Annotated in this window: 15 protein-coding genes; 4 read left to right on the plus strand and 11 right to left on the minus strand. The window is 71.3% G+C overall.

The features are described 5' to 3' along the window. Positions 1 to 3: 3 nt before the first annotated feature. The 4 genes from ACFYP4_RS24795 to ACFYP4_RS24810 form a co-directional block, all read right to left on the minus strand. Positions 4 to 690 carry a UbiX family flavin prenyltransferase gene (locus ACFYP4_RS24795; protein ID WP_358850990.1) on the minus strand — a complete coding sequence of 229 codons (687 nt, stop codon included), beginning with the start codon at positions 688 to 690 and terminating at the stop codon, positions 4 to 6. Between the two features lie 31 nt (positions 691 to 721). Next, complete coding sequence (locus ACFYP4_RS24800) at positions 722 to 1291, minus strand: Uma2 family endonuclease (RefSeq protein WP_388788080.1); 570 nt, start codon at positions 1289 to 1291, stop codon at positions 722 to 724. Between the two features lie 127 nt (positions 1292 to 1418). After that, positions 1419 to 2321, minus strand: coding sequence for a menaquinone biosynthesis prenyltransferase MqnP (gene mqnP / locus ACFYP4_RS24805; RefSeq protein WP_388788083.1), 903 nt, complete (start codon positions 2319 to 2321; stop codon positions 1419 to 1421). Continuing rightward, on the minus strand, positions 2318 to 3772 hold the full coding sequence (locus ACFYP4_RS24810; protein WP_358850993.1) for a menaquinone biosynthesis decarboxylase: 1455 nt from the start codon (positions 3770 to 3772) through the stop codon (positions 2318 to 2320). The genes mqnP and ACFYP4_RS24810 overlap by 4 nt, the downstream gene beginning before the upstream one ends. Before the next feature lie 177 nt (positions 3773 to 3949). Between ACFYP4_RS24810 and ACFYP4_RS24815 the strand changes: the two genes are divergently transcribed. From ACFYP4_RS24815 to ACFYP4_RS24830, 4 genes are all read left to right on the plus strand, one after another. Next, the gene (locus tag ACFYP4_RS24815; RefSeq protein WP_388788087.1) at positions 3950 to 4342 is read left to right on the plus strand and encodes a PLD nuclease N-terminal domain-containing protein; all 393 of its coding nucleotides are present in this window, start codon (positions 3950 to 3952) and stop codon (positions 4340 to 4342) included. Between the two features lie 122 nt (positions 4343 to 4464). After that, positions 4465 to 5595: an abortive phage infection protein gene (locus tag ACFYP4_RS24820; protein WP_388788090.1), complete on the plus strand. Its 1131-nt coding sequence runs from the start codon at positions 4465 to 4467 to the stop codon at positions 5593 to 5595. A 31-nt stretch (positions 5596 to 5626) separates the two neighbouring features. Then, complete coding sequence (locus ACFYP4_RS24825) at positions 5627 to 6085, plus strand: nucleoside deaminase (RefSeq protein WP_358850996.1); 459 nt, start codon at positions 5627 to 5629, stop codon at positions 6083 to 6085. A gap of 214 nt (positions 6086 to 6299) precedes the next feature. Next, complete coding sequence (locus ACFYP4_RS24830) at positions 6300 to 7415, plus strand: hypothetical protein (protein WP_388788092.1); 1116 nt, start codon at positions 6300 to 6302, stop codon at positions 7413 to 7415. On the opposite strand, the gene ccsB is transcribed toward ACFYP4_RS24830, so the two are convergent. The 7 genes from ccsB to hemL all read right to left on the minus strand — a co-directional run bounded on the left by ccsB (position 7400) and on the right by hemL (position 15248). Beyond that, positions 7400 to 8476 (minus strand): c-type cytochrome biogenesis protein CcsB, encoded by a 1077-nt coding sequence (gene ccsB, locus ACFYP4_RS24835; RefSeq protein WP_358850998.1) that lies wholly within the window; start codon positions 8474 to 8476, stop codon positions 7400 to 7402. The two genes, ACFYP4_RS24830 and ccsB, sit on opposite strands and share 16 nt — an antisense overlap. Next, entirely contained in the window at positions 8473 to 10260 is a 1788-nt protein-coding gene (locus ACFYP4_RS24840; protein ID WP_388788097.1) for a cytochrome c biogenesis protein ResB, read from the minus strand. Before ACFYP4_RS24840 ends, ccsB begins: the two co-directional genes overlap by 4 nt. A gap of 3 nt (positions 10261 to 10263) precedes the next feature. After that, positions 10264 to 11040 (minus strand): cytochrome c biogenesis protein CcdA, encoded by a 777-nt coding sequence (locus ACFYP4_RS24845; RefSeq protein WP_358851000.1) that lies wholly within the window; start codon positions 11038 to 11040, stop codon positions 10264 to 10266. Between the two features lie 6 nt (positions 11041 to 11046). Further along, entirely contained in the window at positions 11047 to 11679 is a 633-nt protein-coding gene (locus tag ACFYP4_RS24850; RefSeq protein WP_358851001.1) for a TlpA disulfide reductase family protein, read from the minus strand. Between the two features lie 66 nt (positions 11680 to 11745). Continuing rightward, positions 11746 to 13023, minus strand: a complete 1278-nt coding sequence (locus tag ACFYP4_RS24855) for a hypothetical protein (protein WP_388788101.1) — start codon at positions 13021 to 13023, stop codon at positions 11746 to 11748. 210 nt (positions 13024 to 13233) lie between these two features. Then, positions 13234 to 13935: a histidine phosphatase family protein gene (locus ACFYP4_RS24860; protein WP_358851003.1), complete on the minus strand. Its 702-nt coding sequence runs from the start codon at positions 13933 to 13935 to the stop codon at positions 13234 to 13236. Continuing rightward, positions 13932 to 15248 carry a glutamate-1-semialdehyde 2,1-aminomutase gene (gene hemL / locus ACFYP4_RS24865; RefSeq protein WP_388788104.1) on the minus strand — a complete coding sequence of 439 codons (1317 nt, stop codon included), beginning with the start codon at positions 15246 to 15248 and terminating at the stop codon, positions 13932 to 13934. The genes ACFYP4_RS24860 and hemL overlap by 4 nt, the downstream gene beginning before the upstream one ends. Positions 15249 to 15336 lie beyond the last annotated feature (88 nt).

The following is a 15336-nucleotide window of genomic DNA, read 5'->3' on the forward strand; positions in this document are numbered from 1 at the left end:
TGCTCAGGTGGTGGAGCGGGAACCGCCGCCGAGTTCGCCCTCCCAGCGGCGGTAGAGCCCGTGCTCGACGCCCGCCGCGTCGAGGACCCGTCCCGCGACGAAGTCCACCAGGTCCTGGATGTGCGTGGCGCCCGCGTAGAACGCCGGCGAGGCGGGGACCACGGCCGCGCCCGCGTCGTCCAGCGTGACGAGATGCCGCAGTGTCTGCCCGTTCAGCGGGGTCTCGCGGACGGCGACCACCAGCCTGCGCCCCTCCTTGAGGGTCACGCTCGCCGCCCGCTGGAGCAGGTCCTTGGAGAGGCCGAGGGCGACTCCGGCGACGCAGGCGGTGGACGCCGGCACGATGATCATGCCCTTCGAGGCGTACGAGCCGGAGGACGGTCCGGCCGCCAGGTCACCGGCGCTCCAGTGCCGTACGGCGTCGAGGCGGTCCTCGAAGGCGCCGAAGGTACCGGGCTTGCCGTCGGCTCCCCGGGCCAGCCAGGACCGCAGGTCGTCCCGCCAGTGCGCGTCCCGGAAGGCGAGGCCCGTCTCGTCGAGCAGGGTGAGCCGGGAGGCCCGGCTGACGACCAGGTCGACGCTCTCCCCGGCGTCCAGGAGGGCGCGCAGCACGGCCGCCGCATACGGGGTTCCGGACGCGCCGGACACCCCCACGATCCAAGGCCGCCGCTGTGTTTCTCCTGCGTTCACACCCCGAGCCTACCGGCGTCGCGGTATGGACTCAGGACCGGCGGGCCTTCGGGTCCACGGGCAGCCGGTCCGTGCGCAGCGTCAGCTTGCCCAGGGGCGAGTCGACGGTCAGATCGGCGCCGTACGGGACGACGTCACGACCGCGGTAGCCGTCGGGGCCCGGGTTCCACATCGTCACGCAGTGGCCTTCGAGCGGGTCGACGACGAGACAGTTGGCGATGCCCCGGGAGGCGTACCACCGGGGCTTGACCTCGTGGTCACGGCGGACGTTGCTCGGCGAGACCACCTCGACGACGAACTCGATCAGGTCGGCGGGGTAGGCACTCAGGTTCTCGCCCTCCGCCTCGGCCGGGATGACGGCGAGGTCGGGGCAGAACTCGTTGTCGTCGTCGAACAGGAACGCCACGTCGCTGACGACGGCCCACCCGGAGGGCAACTGCCCCTCCAGGTCCGACCACAACCGCTGGATGGTCTTTCCGTGGAACGGCTTGACCGGGTTCATCACGATGCTGCCCTCGACAATTTCCGTCAGGTAGCCGGGGAACATGTCCTCCAGCTTGCTGAGCTGTGAGTGCAGGCGGTCAAGGTCCGAAACCGTCACGGTGGCCTCCCAGGGGTCCTGCTCTCGATGGTAGGCCGCAGGGTAGCGACCCGGAGGGTTCCGGTGCCCCGAGACCAGGGCACCGTGGACGACGTCAACGCGCGGCTGGGGTGGCGCGGGCCGGCGGCTAGACCGTCAGCCCGCGCATCAGCAGGTCCAGCAGGGCGCAGACGAACAGCGCGATGCCGATGAAGCCGTTGACTTGGAAGAAGGCGCGGTCGAGCCGGGACAGGTCGTGCGGGCGCACGATGGAGTGCTCGTAGAGGAACGCGCCCGCCACGATCACCAGGCCGAGCCAGAAGAAGGCACCGGCGCCGGTGGCCACCCCGTACCAGACGAAGAGGGCGGTGGTGACGGTGTGGCAGGCCCGGGCGCCCCAGATCGCGGCCGGGATGCCGAAGCGGGCCGGAACCGACTTCACGCCGACCTCGCGGTCCGTCTCGACGTCCTGGCAGGCGTAGATCAGGTCGAAGCCGCCGATCCAGACGCCGACCGCGAGGCCGAGGATCACCGCGTCCCAGGACCACTCACCGGTGACGGCCAGCCAGCCGCCGATCGGGCCCATCGCCTGGGCGACACCGAGGATGGCCTGCGGGAAGTTCGTGAACCGCTTGCCGTACGGATAGACCACCATCGGGACGACCGCGACGGGGGCGAGCGCCAGGCACAGCGGGTTGAGCAGCGCCGCCGCGCCCAGGAAGAGGACGAGGGCGACCAGCGCGCCGGTCCAGGCGTGCTTCACCGACATGGCGCCGGTGACCAGTTCGCGGTGAGCGGTGCGGGGGTTGCGGGCGTCGATCTCGCGGTCGATGATCCGGTTCGCGGCCATGGCGAACGTCCGCAGCCCGACCATCGCGACGGTGACGAGCAGCAGCCGCACCCAGTGGATGTTCTCGTCCAGGCCGTACATCGCCGTCAGCGCCGCGATGTAGGCGAAGGGCAGGGCGAAGACGGAGTGCTCGATCATGACGAGGCGCAGGAACGCCTTGGTGCGCCCCGGCTGCGGGAGCGCCGCTGATGCGCTGCTCACGAGAGTCCGTACTCCTTCCAGCGGCGGTCGACCTTCGCCGCCGTCTCCGGGTCGGACAGCACCATCTCTGGCCAGCCGCCGTCCCGGGTGTAGCCCTCCTCGGGCCACTTCCGCGTCGCGTCGATGCCCGCCTTGCCGCCCCAGAACTGCTGGTACGAGGCGTGGTCGAGGTGGTCGACCGGTCCCTCGACGACGGTGAGGTCACGGGCGTAGTCCGTGTTGCCGAGGGCGCGCCAGGCGACTTCGTGCAGATCGTGGACGTCGCAGTCGGAGTCGACGATCACGATCAGTTTGGTGAGGGACATCATGTGGGCGCCCCAGACGGCGTGCATCACCTTCTGGGCGTGCTTCGGGTACTTCTTGTCGATCGAGACGATCGCGCAGTTGTGGAAGCCGCCCGCCTCGGGGAGGTGGTAGTCCACGATGTCCGGGACGATGATCTTGAGGAGCGGCAGGAAGAAGCGCTCCGTGGCCCGGCCGAGCGGCCCGTCCTCGGTCGGCGGCCGGCCGACCACGATCGACTGGAGCAGCGGCCTCCTGCGCATGGTGACGCAGTCGATCGTCAGCGCCGGGAAGGGCTCCTGCGGGGTGTAGAACCCGGTGTGGTCACCGAACGGCCCCTCGGGGAGCATCTCGCCGGGCTCCAGCCATCCTTCGAGCACGACCTCGGCCTGCGCCGGCACCTGGAGCGGCACCGTCTTGCAGTCGACCATCTCGATCCGCTTGCCCTGCACGAACCCGGCGAACAGGTACTCGTCGATGTCACCGGGCAGCGGGGCGGTGGAGGCGTACGTCACGGCGGGCGGGCAGCCGAAGGCGATCGCGACCGGCAGGCGCTCGCCGCGCCGGGCCGCCACCTGGTAGTGGTTGCGGCTGTCCTTGTGGATCTGCCAGTGCATGCCGATGGTGCGTTTGTCGTGGCGCTGGAGGCGGTAGAGCCCGAGGTTGCGGATGCCGCTCTCGGGGTCCTTGGTGTGGGTGAGCCCGAGGTTGAAGAACGAGCCGCCGTCCTGCGGCCAGGTGAAGAGGGCGGGCAGCGCGTCGAGGTCGACGTCGTCGCCGCGCAGGACGACCTCCTGGACGGGGGCGTCCTTCACCTTCTTCGGCGGTACGTGGGTCATCGCGCCGAGCTTGCCGAACGCCTCGCGCACCCCGACGAAGCCGTGCGGGAGCTCGGGCCTGAGCAGTCCGCCGATCTTGTCGCTGATGTCGGCGTACGACTTCAGGCCGAGGGCCTTGAGGAGGCGGCGGTCGGTGCCGAAGACGTTCATCGCGAGCGGCATCGCGGAGCCGCGCACGTTCTCGAAGAGGAGTGCCGGGCCCTGGGCCTTCTGGACCCGGTCGACGATCTCCCCGACCTCCAGATACGGGTCGACCTCGGCCTTGATGCGCTTGAGGTCGCCCTCGCGCTCCAGCGCCCGGAGCAGGGAGCGAAGATCGTCGTAAGCCATGCGTCCCAGTATCGCCGAGGCCCCTCCGCTCCCCGCGCGCGCCCCACCCGGCGCGGGCGGCCCCGCCCGCCCGGGCCCGGGACAGCACGCTCGGGCGGGCCCGCGCAGCCGCTACCCTGTGGCCGTCACCGGGGCCCCGCGTCGCCCCGCCGCCGTTCAGTGGGGGATCGTCCGGTCATGCTGAGGTATCTGCCGTTCCTGCTGGTTCTGGCGCTGTGGATCTACGCGTTCGTCGACTGCCTGAACACGCCGGAGGAAGAGGTCCGCGGGCTGCCGAAGGTCGTCTGGGTCATCATCATCCTGCTCTTCGGCGAGGTACTGGTCGGCCCGGTCGCCTGGCTGGTGGCCGGCAAGGTGCGTCACGCCCCCGCGAACGGCTCCACCCCCTCCCGCCGGCACCGCGACCACCGCACCCGGCAGCTCGCGCCCGACGACGACCCCGAGTTCCTGGACTCCCTGAAAACCGGCGGCAAGCAGGACGAGGCACTCCTCAAGGACTGGGAGGCCGACCTGCGACGCCGCGAGGAGGAGCTGCGCCGGCGCGAGCGGGACGGCGACGCCAGGCAGTGACGCCCCGCGCGCCGTAAGCAGTTCCGTGTTCAGCCCTTCGTCGGGCGTCCGTAGACCATCGGCGGACGCCCGGAAGGGGGGCCGTTTCCCAGACTGGGGCGACGACGACACGGGGAGGCGCGATGCGGGACATCGGTCGGGCACGGTTTCTGGGAATGGCGGCGGGGGCCTGCGCCGCGGTGGCACTGCCCGCGGGCCCGGCGGCCGGCGCGGCGGCCACGCGGCCGGCGGCGGACGGGCGCCCGCCGGGGCTGGGGTACCGGGGAGTGGTGTACGAGGTCGGGGAGGGCGAGACGCCCGGCACCGCCTGGAGCGCGGCACGGATGCGCCGGGACATCCGGGCCGTCCGGCACGACCTGCACGCCGATTCCGTCAAGGTCACCGGAGACGGCGTCGAACGGCTCACCGCCACCGCCGCCGAGGCGGCCGAACGCGGGCTGCACGTCTGGCTGGAGCCCACGACTGCCGACGTGCCGCAGCGGGAGATCCTCGACCGGCTGGCGGAGACCGGCCGGTTCGCCGAGCGGCTGCGCCGCCAGGGCGCCGGCGTGCACCTGAGCGTCGGCTGCGAGTTCGTCCTGTTCGTGCCCGGCATCGTGCCCGGCGCGACCGTCCTGGAGCGCGTCGAGAACCTGCTCAGCGGCAACTTCGACCCCGTGCGTACGGCCCGCCGGCTGCGCCGCTTCACCGCGCGGGCCGCGGCCGTCGGCCGGTCCGTCTTCCACGGGCGGCTGACCTACGCCGCCGCCCAGGACGAGGACGTCGACTGGGACCTCTTCGACATCGTCGGCATCGACTACTACAGCTTCTTCCGGCGCCGCCGCGACCACGTACGGGAGCTCGCCAAGTACACCCGGTTCGGCAAGCCGCTCGCCGTCATGGAGTTCGGCTGCTGCACCTTCGAGGGCGCTCCGGAGCGGGGCGGCATGGGGTGGGACGTCGTCGACCGGACGAAGGAACCCCCACAGACCGAGGCCGGCCTGGTGCGCAGCGAGCGCACCCAGGCGGCGTATCTGACGGACGTGCTGCGGGTGTTCGAGTCGATGAACCTGTACGCGGCGCACGCGTACACCTTCGTCACCCCCGACGCCCCGCACCGGCGCGAGCCGCGCCTGGACCTCGACATGGCGAGCTACAGCATCGTGAAGACGGTCGAGGACCGCCCCGGCGACCCGGCCTCCGGGTGGCACTGGGAGCCGAAGGAGTCCTTCCACGCCCTGGCCCGCGAGTACGGGAGGGCGCGGCACCGCTGACACCCCTCCGCTCGCGGGGGAGAGTGGACGCATGGAGCGCATCGATCAGGCACAGGCCCGGGCATGGCTCGCCACCGCGGTCGCGGAGGCCCGCGCCGGTCTCGCCGAGGGCGGCATCCCCGTCGGGGCGGCACTGTACGGCGCGGACGGCACCCTCCTCGGCCGCGGCCGCAACCGGCGTGTGCAGGACGGCGACCCGTCGCTGCACGCGGAGACGGCGGCCTTCCGCGCCGCCGGGCGGCAGCGGTCGTACCGCGGCACGACGATGGTGACGACCCTGTCGCCGTGCTGGTACTGCAGCGGGCTGGTCCGCCAGTTCGGGATCTCCCGCGTCGTCGTCGGAGAGGCGGAGAACTTCCACGGCGGCCACGACTGGCTCGCGGAGCACGGCGTGCGGATCGTCCTCCTCGACGACCCCGAGTGCGTCGCCCTGATGCGCGGCTTCGTCCGGAGCGACCCGGCCCTGTGGCACGAGGACATCGGTGCCTGAGCGCCGGACCGGCTCCCCCGCTCGCCCTCGAAGAGCGGCCGTACCCGGTCGTTTCCGGCCGGCCGGCAAAAGCGTTGTGCCGTCCGACGGACATCGCGCGCCCGATTCCGAAGCAACTCCCCCCTTTCCGCCCCGCTGCTGATACACCTCACCTCAGCCATGACAGGGACGGCGGCGGGACCGGTGGGGCCGGTGCCGCGACGGGGGAGGCGCGGTGCACACAGGGCTGCACGGAGGGGCCGCGCTGTTCGGCACGGAGCCGCCCGGGCTCGCCGCACGCCTGGTCGGACTGCGGCCCCACCAGCACCGCTCGTCACCGCTGGAACACCCGCGCGAACTCCCGTTCGTGGTGCTGGCGGGCGGCCCGGGGCCGGGCAGGAGCGCGGTCCTGGACGAGCTGCGGGACTGCTACCGGGGCCACACGCCGGTCGCGCTGATCGACGGGGCGCAACGGCGGTCCTGCGGCCCGCCGCCGCAGCGGCCGCCCGCGTCCTGGTCGCCGGTCGCGGACGCCCTCATCACCGCCGCCGAGCAGCTCGCGGAGCCGGTGACGGGCGCGGGACGGATCATCTTCCCGCGCCTGGCGACCGGTCTCCTCGCCGTCGCGGCGGGCGGCTGGAGCGACCGCGACGTGATGCGTGTCCGGCGGGAGGCCGAGCGGATCCTGCTGCTGAACGACTCCGCCTCCCGGCTCGCCGGCCCCTGGGTCGGCAGGGTCGTCGCCCGGCTGACCGCCTCCATGCCCGGCACCGGCCCGGTCGTGGAACCGGTGATCGAGGCGACCCTGGAGGCCTTCTCGGAGGGGGTCTCCCCCACCCGTCTGCGACTGCGCAAGGGCGCGACCTGGTACCGCGGCCATCCGGACGCGGGCGGCAGCCCGAGGCTCGGGCTGACCCTGCTCTCCGACCGCTTCCGGGCGGGCGGCGACTCCCGCACCCACGCCGAGCGCCACCTCGTACGGGCCCTGCTGGCCGACCTCGGCGACGCGTACGCCCGACCGCTCCGGGGCACGAGACGGATCGGCCGGCCCCTCGTCCTGATCGACAACGTGCAGGAGCCGCCGGGCCGCGGGCTCATGGAGGCGGTGCTGCACGACCGCGCCGACGGCATCGCCGACCGCACCGCCTTCTTCGCCGCCCTGCGCGGCCCCGCGCACCCCGCGCTGCGAGGCGCCGTCCGCCGGACGCTCCCGGAGGTCGCCCGGCACAGCGGCTGGACGCCGGACACCTCCCCGTCCTCCCGCGCCCTGCTTGTCTCCCTGCCGCCGCAGTCACCCGGCGACGGGGACGGCGCCGGTGACCGGACGCCCGGGGATCAGACCCCGGCGTAGGAGTGCTTGCCGGTGACGAAGATGTTGACCCCGTAGTAGTTGAACAGCCAGCAGGCGAACGCGATCAGCGCGATGTAGGCGGCCTTGCGGCCCTTCCAGCCGGCCGTCGCCCGGGCGTGCAGGTAACAGGCGTACGCGACCCAGGTGATGAACGACCAGGTCTCCTTGGGGTCCCAGCCCCAGTAGCGGCCCCACGCGTCGCCCGCCCAGATCGCGCCCGCGATGATCGTGAACGTCCACAGCGGGAACACCGCGGCGTTGACCCGGTAGGAGAACTTGTCGAGCGAGGCCGCCGAGGGCAGCCGCTCCAGCACGGAGGTCGCGAAGCGGCCGGGCTGCCCGCCGTTCGCCAGCTTGTTCTCGTACGAGTCCTTGAAGAGGTACAGCAGGGTGCCGACCGCGCCCACGTAGAAGACCGCGCCGCAGAAGATCGCGGTGGAGACGTGGATGTACAGCCAGTACGAGTGGAGCGCGGGGACCAGCTGGTCACTCGCGGTGTACAGGACGGTGACGGCGAGCCCGAGGTCGAGGAGGACCGTCGTGACCAGCGGGAGGCCCAGCCAGCGGACGTTCTTCTTCAGCGCCAGCAGCGCCAGGTACACCCCGACGGCGACGGTGGAGAAGGTGATGTTGAACTCGTACATGTTGCCCCACGGCGCCCGCTCCACGGAGAGCGCGCGGGCGAGGACACCCGCTGCCTCCACGGCGAAGGCGAGCACGGTGAGGGACACGGCGATCCGGCCGTACAGGTCGCCCTGCTCGTCGCCGCCGTGCGCGCCGGGGCCGTCCGGGACGTCCCGGGCGCCGGCCGCCGAGCGGACGACGACCCGGGGCCGGTCCAGGACGGCGGTGCCGCCGGCCGACCGCACGGTGACCGCGGGCGCCTGCGCGCCGCTCTGCCGCGTCAGCGCGGCGGCCGTGCGGCCGACCTTGCTGCGGCTGCCGAAGAGCCATTCGGCGATGTGGGCGAAGAAGGCCAGGGTGTAGACGGCCATCGCGGAGTAGATCAGCGTGTTGCTGACACTGGCGAGGTTCTCGTTCGTTGCGGCGGCGAGAGTCACTGCTTCTCAGCCCCTTCGGCGGCAGATACGGCGTGGGGTTCGGAGGTGTCCTGATCGGGCCCGGGGGTGGCGGGGCCGGGGGCGCTCGGCGCCCGGTCGTGCACGAGCGCCGCCAGGTCGCCGAGTTCCTCGGGGAGCTTCGCGGACTCGCTGCGGCCGAGGCCGGCCATCTCGACGACGGTCACCCCGTCCGCTCCGGTGGTGGCGCGCACCCAGACGCGGCGGCGCTGGATGAACAGGGAGCCGGCGAGGCCGAGGATCGCGGTGACGGCACCGGCCAGCGCCCAGTCACTGCCGGGCTGCTGGGTGACCTGGAAGCCGGCCCACTCCTTGATCTCCTTGTCGAAGGTGATGGAGCCGGCGCCGTCCGGGAGCTTCATGGTCTCGCCGGGCCGCAGCCGCTTCTTGAGGATCTGGCCCCCGGAGTCCTTGAACTGCTTCAGCTTCGAGGTGTCGAGCTGGTACACGTTCTGCGGGACGCCCGAGTCGACGCCCAGGCTGCCGTGGTAGCCGGACAGCGCGAGCACCGGGTAGTCCAGCGCCGGGAACTGGGAGAACATCGTGCCCTTGCCCGCACCGGCGAACGTCGGGACGAAGAAGGCGGAGAAGCCGAGCTGCTCGCTGACGCCCCGCGCGTTCCGGTAGCCGTCCATGACCTTGACTGCGCCCTGCGAGGTCACGTTGGAGTCGAGCGGCAGCAGCGGCACGGCCTGGTGGAAGACGACCTCGCCCCGGCCGTCCCGGACGGTGACCACCGGCGCGTAGCCGTGGCTGACCAGGTAGACCTTCGAGTCGCCGATCTCCAGCGGCTCGTTGACCTTGACGGTGGTCCGCTTCTCCTTGCCGTAGGCACCCTCACGGTAGGTGAGGTCCGCCTGGTAGGTGCGGGGGGTGCCCTTGTTGGGCCCGGTCCGCTCGTACGTGCCGGTGAACTTCTTCAGGTCGAAGCTGAACGGCGTCAGGTCGTCGTTGTCGAAGAGGCTGCCGGACTTGAAGTCGTCGTACTGCAGGAGCGTGTTCGCGAAGCCGTCGCCCTCGACGACCAGCTTGTTGCCCTCGGACTTGAAGAGCTGGCCGCAGGCGAAGGCGACCAGCATCACGATCAGCGCGATGTGGAAGAGCAGGTTGCCGGTCTCCCTCAGATAGCCCTTCTCGGCGGCGACGGCGTCCCCGGCGACGTGCGCCCGGAAGCGCCGCTGCCGCAGCACCGTGAGCGCGGCCTCGCGGACCTGCTCGGGCCCTGCCTCGGTGCGCCACGTGGTGTAGGCGGGCAGCCGGGTCAGCCGCCTGGGCGCGCCCGGCGGGCGGCTGCGCAGCTGCCCCACGAACTGCCAGGTGCGCGGCACGATGCAGCCGATCAGCGACACGAACAGCAGGATGTAGATCGCCGAGAACCACACCGAGCTGTAGACGTTGAAGAGGCCGAGCTTCTCGTAGAGGGGCCCGAGCGTGGTGTGCGCCTGCCGGAAGTCGGCGACCTTCGTCTCGTCGGACGCGGACTGCGGGATCAGCGAGCCGGGGATCGCCCCGAGCGACAGCAGGAAGAGCAGGATCAGGGCGACCCGCATCGAGGTCAGCTGACGCCAGAACCAGCGGGTCCAGCCGACCACCTCGCGGCCGGTCCAGGCGAGCCGTCCGGCGGCGCCGGGAGCCCGGGTCCCGCCGAAGGAGCCGGGCACCACCGTCTCCGTGGGGGCGGTGGACAGCTGGGCCCCGGCCGCGCCGAGGTCGCCCTCGGCGTCCGCGCCGCCGTCGGCGGCCTTGCCGGTGTCGGTCGTGCTCATGGCTCAGATCCCTACCGTGAAGCCGTCGGACCAGGTCTGCATCTCCTGCACGATGCTGTCCCACGCGCCGGTCAGCAGGAGCAGCCCGGTCACGATCATCATGCCGCCGCCGATCCGCATCACCCACGCGTAGTGGCGCTTGACCCAGCCGAAGGCACCGAGCGCCTTGCGGAAGGCGACCGCGGCGAGGACGAAGGGGATACCGAGACCCAGGCAGTACGCCACGGTCAGTATCGCGCCCCGGCCGGCGCTCGCCTGGTTGATCGCCAGAGCCTGCACGGCGGCGAGCGTCGGGCCGATGCAGGGCGTCCAGCCGATCCCGAACAGCGCGCCGAGCAGCGGGGCGCCCACCAGACCGGCCACCGGCCGCTGATGGAAGCGGAATTCACGCTGGGTCATCCAGGGCATCAGCCCCAGGAAGAAGACGCCCATGAGGACCATGAGCACGCCGAGCACCTTGGACAGCGTGCCCTGGTGCTCGTACAGGGTGGAGCCGAAGAACCCGAAGAGCGCGCCGCCGGAGACGAACACCACCGTGAAGCCGAGGACGAACAGGCCCGCGCCCGCGGCCATCCGTCCCCGTCTGGCCTCCGCCAGGTCCGTGCCGCTGACCCCGGTGACGTACGACAGGTAGCCGGGCACCAGCGGCAGCACGCACGGCGAGAAGAAGGAGACGAGACCGCCGAGCACGGCGATCGGCAGGGCGGCCAGCAGCGCGCCGCTGTAGACGGTCTCGTTGCGGCCGGTGGTCTCGGCGAGAGTGGTGGCGAGGAGGGACACGTCGGATCACTTCTCCGCGAGGACCGGGGCGAGCATCTTGCGCAGCCTGTCCTCGCTGAGTGCCTGGAGCGTGCGGGCCGCGACCTTTCCGTCCCGGTCGACGACGAGCGTGGACGGGATCAGCTGCGGGTTCAGCGTGCCCTTCTTGAAGCGGAGCATCAGCCTGCCCGTCGGGTCGTACAGGCTGGGGTACGTGATCCCGTGTTCCTTCTCGAACGCCTTGGCGGCGGCGGTGCCGGGGTCGCGGGTGTTGATGCCGACGAACTGCACGCCCTGCTTCTTCGTGTCCTGGTAGACCTTCTCGAAGTTCTCGGCCTCGGCGCGGCAGGGTGCGCACCAGGAGCCCCAGACGTTCAGGACGACGACCTTGCCCCGGTAGTCGTCGACGTCGATCCGCTTGCCGTCGACGGTCTTGCCGGAGAGGTCGGGGACGGTGGCCCGCTCGCCCTTGGCCACGGTGTCGACGCCGTTCTTCCCCGCCACGAAGTTGGTGTTGCCCGATCCGCCGTGGGTGCCCCCGGAGCCGCACGCGGTCAGGACGAGGGCCGCGACCGCCGCCCCGGCGGTGAGCAGGGCGGCTCGGCTACGGGCGCGGTTCGCGCGGGGGAAGCGCTGACGGACGCGGCAGGCGGCACTCATGTGAAAAGTTTCGCATGTCCGTTCCGGGGATCTTGCCCACCCCCCTTGCGGGCGGAAGACCGCATTTCAGGCGGCCTTTCCGGCCCCCGCGGAAGACCCCTTGCCGGCCCTTTCGGCGAGCCCCTTCCAGCCGTCGGCCGGCTTCTGTCCCACCTCCAGCGACTGCAGGCCGGCCAGCACCTCGGGCCGCTGCACGTCCAGCCAGTCGACGAACTGCCGGAAGGAGACGAGTCGCACGTCGCCGCCCTTCTCCTTCTCCCGCGCGATGTGCTTGAACGCCTTCTCGACCGCGTCCATGTAGATGCCGCCGTTCCACTCCTCGAAGTGGTTGCCGATGAAGAGGGGAGCCCGGTTCGTCTCGTACGCGCGCCGGAATCCCGCGATGTACGCCCCGGCGGACTGGGTGCGCCAGCCGGGATAGTTGTACGACGGCGCCTTCGTCGAGTTGACCGACTGGTTGGCGAGCATGTTGTAGTCCATCGACAGCACCTCGAAGCTGTGGCCCGGGAACGGGATCGCCTGCAGCGGCAGGTCCCACACGCCCTGGGTCTTGCGCGGCCAGCGCTGACGGCCGCCGGGCGAGGAGGCGTCGTAGCGCCAGCCCAGCTCCCGGGCGGTGGGCAGCAGGTTGCTCTGGCCGAGCAGGCAGGGGGTGCGGCCGCCGATGAGCTCCTTGTCGTAGTCGAAGGGCAGTGACGGCAGGTCGGTCCAGCCCGTGTTGGTCCGCCACTCCTTCACGAAGGACTTCGCCTGGTGGATCTCGCTGCGCCACTGCTTGGGCGTCCAGTTGGCGACGGTGCCGTAGCCGGAGCAGAAGTGGCCGTTGAAGTGCGTGCCGATCTCGTGGCCGTCGAGCCAGGCGCGGCGGACGCCCTTGAGCGTCATTTTGATGTGCTCGTCGGTCAGGTAGCCGATGTCGGAGGCGCCCGGCGCGTTGTTCGGCGGCAGGTAGAGGCGCTTCTTCGACTCGGGCAGCAGGTAGAGCCCCGACAGGAAGAACGTCATGTGGGCCTGGTGGGCCTCGGCGAGGTCGAGGAAGCGCTCGAAGAGACCGGTCCCGACCTCACCGGCACCGTCCCAGGAGAAGATCACGAACTGCGGCGGCGTCTCGCCGGGCTCCAGCGGCACGGGCCGGCCGGGCTGCCTCGGCTGCTTGCCGGTGAAGGCGGTCGACCCGTCACCCAGGGGGCGGGCGGGAATCTTGGGGGCACCGGGATCCCCGCTGTGGGAACCGCCGGGGGTGCTGCCGCCCTCTTCGTGAGCGGTACCGCAGGCGCCGAGACCCAGCGCGGCCGCGGCACCCGCCCCCATCCCGATCATTCCGCGTCGGCTGACGTCCCGCATATCGTCCCCATTTCGTCGCACCCTCTCAGCCGGCTCTCAGCCGGCATCTCATGAGAGGGGGCGACGAAGACGGGGGTTCCGCCCTACACGCACATATTTATATTATTTTACGAAGATGACCTCGAATGGTGTGATGTGCACGCTTCGTGACGGTGTGTACGCAATGCCCCCACCGGGCCGGACGGCTCCAGCCCCCTCGGGCGTCCACTGCTAGGCCCCGAACGCCTTGCCCTGCCCCTGCACCGGCTTGGCCCCGGCGAGGAGATGAGCGGGCACCAGATCCCGCGCGGGCTCGCTGTAACCCACCGAGACGATCTTGTCGCCGCGATAGGTGAAGGTCGTCAGCGAGGCCAGCGTGCACTGCCGCTTGCGCGGGTCGTGCCACAGCCGCCGCCGCTCCACGAAGGACCGCAGGATCCAGATCGGCAACTGGTGGGACACGCACACCGCTTCATGCCCGCGCGCCGCGTCCTTGGCGGCGTCCAGCGCCCCCATCATCCGCACGACCTGCTCCACGTACGGCTCGCCCCAGGACGGCTTGAAGGGGTTGACCAGGTGCTTCCAGTTCTCCGGCCGGCGCAGCGCACCGTCCCCGACCCCGAAGGTCTTGCCCTGGAAGACGTTCTCCGCCTCGATCAGCCGCCCGTCGGTCGCCAGGTCCAGCCCGTGCGCCTTGGCGATGGGCGTCGCGGTCTCCTGCGCCCGCTCCAGCGGCGAGGCCACGACGTGCGTGACGTCCCGCGCGGACAGGTGCTCGGCGACCCGGTCGGCCATCCGCCGCCCGAGGTCCGACAGGTGGTACCCGGCCAGCCGCCCGTACAGGACCCCGTCCGGGTTCTCGACCTCACCGTGCCGCATCACATGCACGACGGTGAGGTCACTGTTCTTCCGCTCGGCTCCCGTGCCGGTCATGCCGTGGCCTCCGCCGCTGCCCGTGCCGCCGCCGGAAGGGCGTCGGCGATCCGCTGAACCGCCCGCTCGTCGTGCGCCGTGGACACGAACCACGACTCGAACGACGAAGGCGGCAGATAGACGCCCTGCGCGAGCAACGAGTGGAAGAAGGCGGTGTACCGGAAGGACTCCTGCGTCTTCGCGTCCTCGTAGTTCCGCACCTCCCGCCCGGTGAAGAAGACCGAGAACATGTTGGACGCGTTCTGCAGCCGGTGCGCCACGCCCTCCTTGGTGAGCGCCTCGGTCACCAGCGTGCGGATCTGCAGGGACACCGCGTCGACCGTCTCGTACGCGGCGTCGTCCAGCAGCCGCAGCTGCGCGAGTCCGGCGGCGGTCGCCACCGGGTTTCCCGACAGCGTGCCCGCCTGGTAGACCGGCCCCGCCGGAGCGAGGTGGCCCATGACGTCCGCACGCCCGCCGAACGCGGCGGCCGGGAACCCGCCGCCCATCACCTTGCCGAAGGTCATCAGGTCGGGCCGGACACCGTCCACCCCGTACCAGCCGGCCCTGCTGGTCCGGAACCCGGTCATGACCTCGTCGGAGATGTACAGCGCGCCGTTCTGCGCGCAGGCGTCCTTCAGCCCCTGGTTGAACCCGGGACCCGGCGGCACGACACCCATGTTCCCGGGCGAGGCCTCCGTGATGACGCAGGCGATCTCACCGGGGTGCGCCCGGAAGGCGGCGTGCACGGCGTCGAGGTCGTTGTACGGCAGGACGATGGTGTCCCCGGCCTGCGCGCCGGTGACGCCCGGCGTGTCGGGGAGGGCGAAGGTCGCCAGCCCGCTGCCCGCGGCGGCCAGCAGTGAGTCGACGTGCCCGTGGTAGCACCCGGCGAACTTGATCACCTTGGCGCGCCGGGTGAACCCGCGCGCCAGACGGATGGCGGACATCGTCGCCTCGGTCCCGCTGGAGACGAGGCGCACCTGCTCGACCGGCTCGACGCGCGCGACGATCTCCTCGGCCAGCTCGACCTCCCCCTCCCCCGGCGTACCGAAGGAGGTGCCGCGCGAGACGGCCTCCTGGACCGCGGCGACCACCTCGGGACGGGCGTGCCCGAGAATCATCGGCCCCCAGGAACAAACGAGGTCGACGTACTCCCTCCCGTCGGCGTCGGTTAGATAGGGACCGCTCCCGGACACCATGAAACGGGGCGTACCGCCCACGGCGCGGAACGCGCGCACGGGCGAGTTCACACCGCCCGGTGTCACGGCAGCCGCACGGTCGAAAAGAGTCTGCGAAACTGGGGCTTCGTACTGATAGGTCACACAAGCCATGGTGTCAGAGGCCGCGAAGATCCTGCGGACAGGTGTTTCAGCCCACGTTTCGCCGAGCGGCCGTGGGGGAGGTCACTGACACGATGAT

The sequence above is a fragment of the Streptomyces sp. NPDC005551 genome, from assembly GCF_042871785.1.
In the GTDB taxonomy this organism is placed as follows: domain Bacteria; phylum Actinomycetota; class Actinomycetes; order Streptomycetales; family Streptomycetaceae; genus Streptomyces.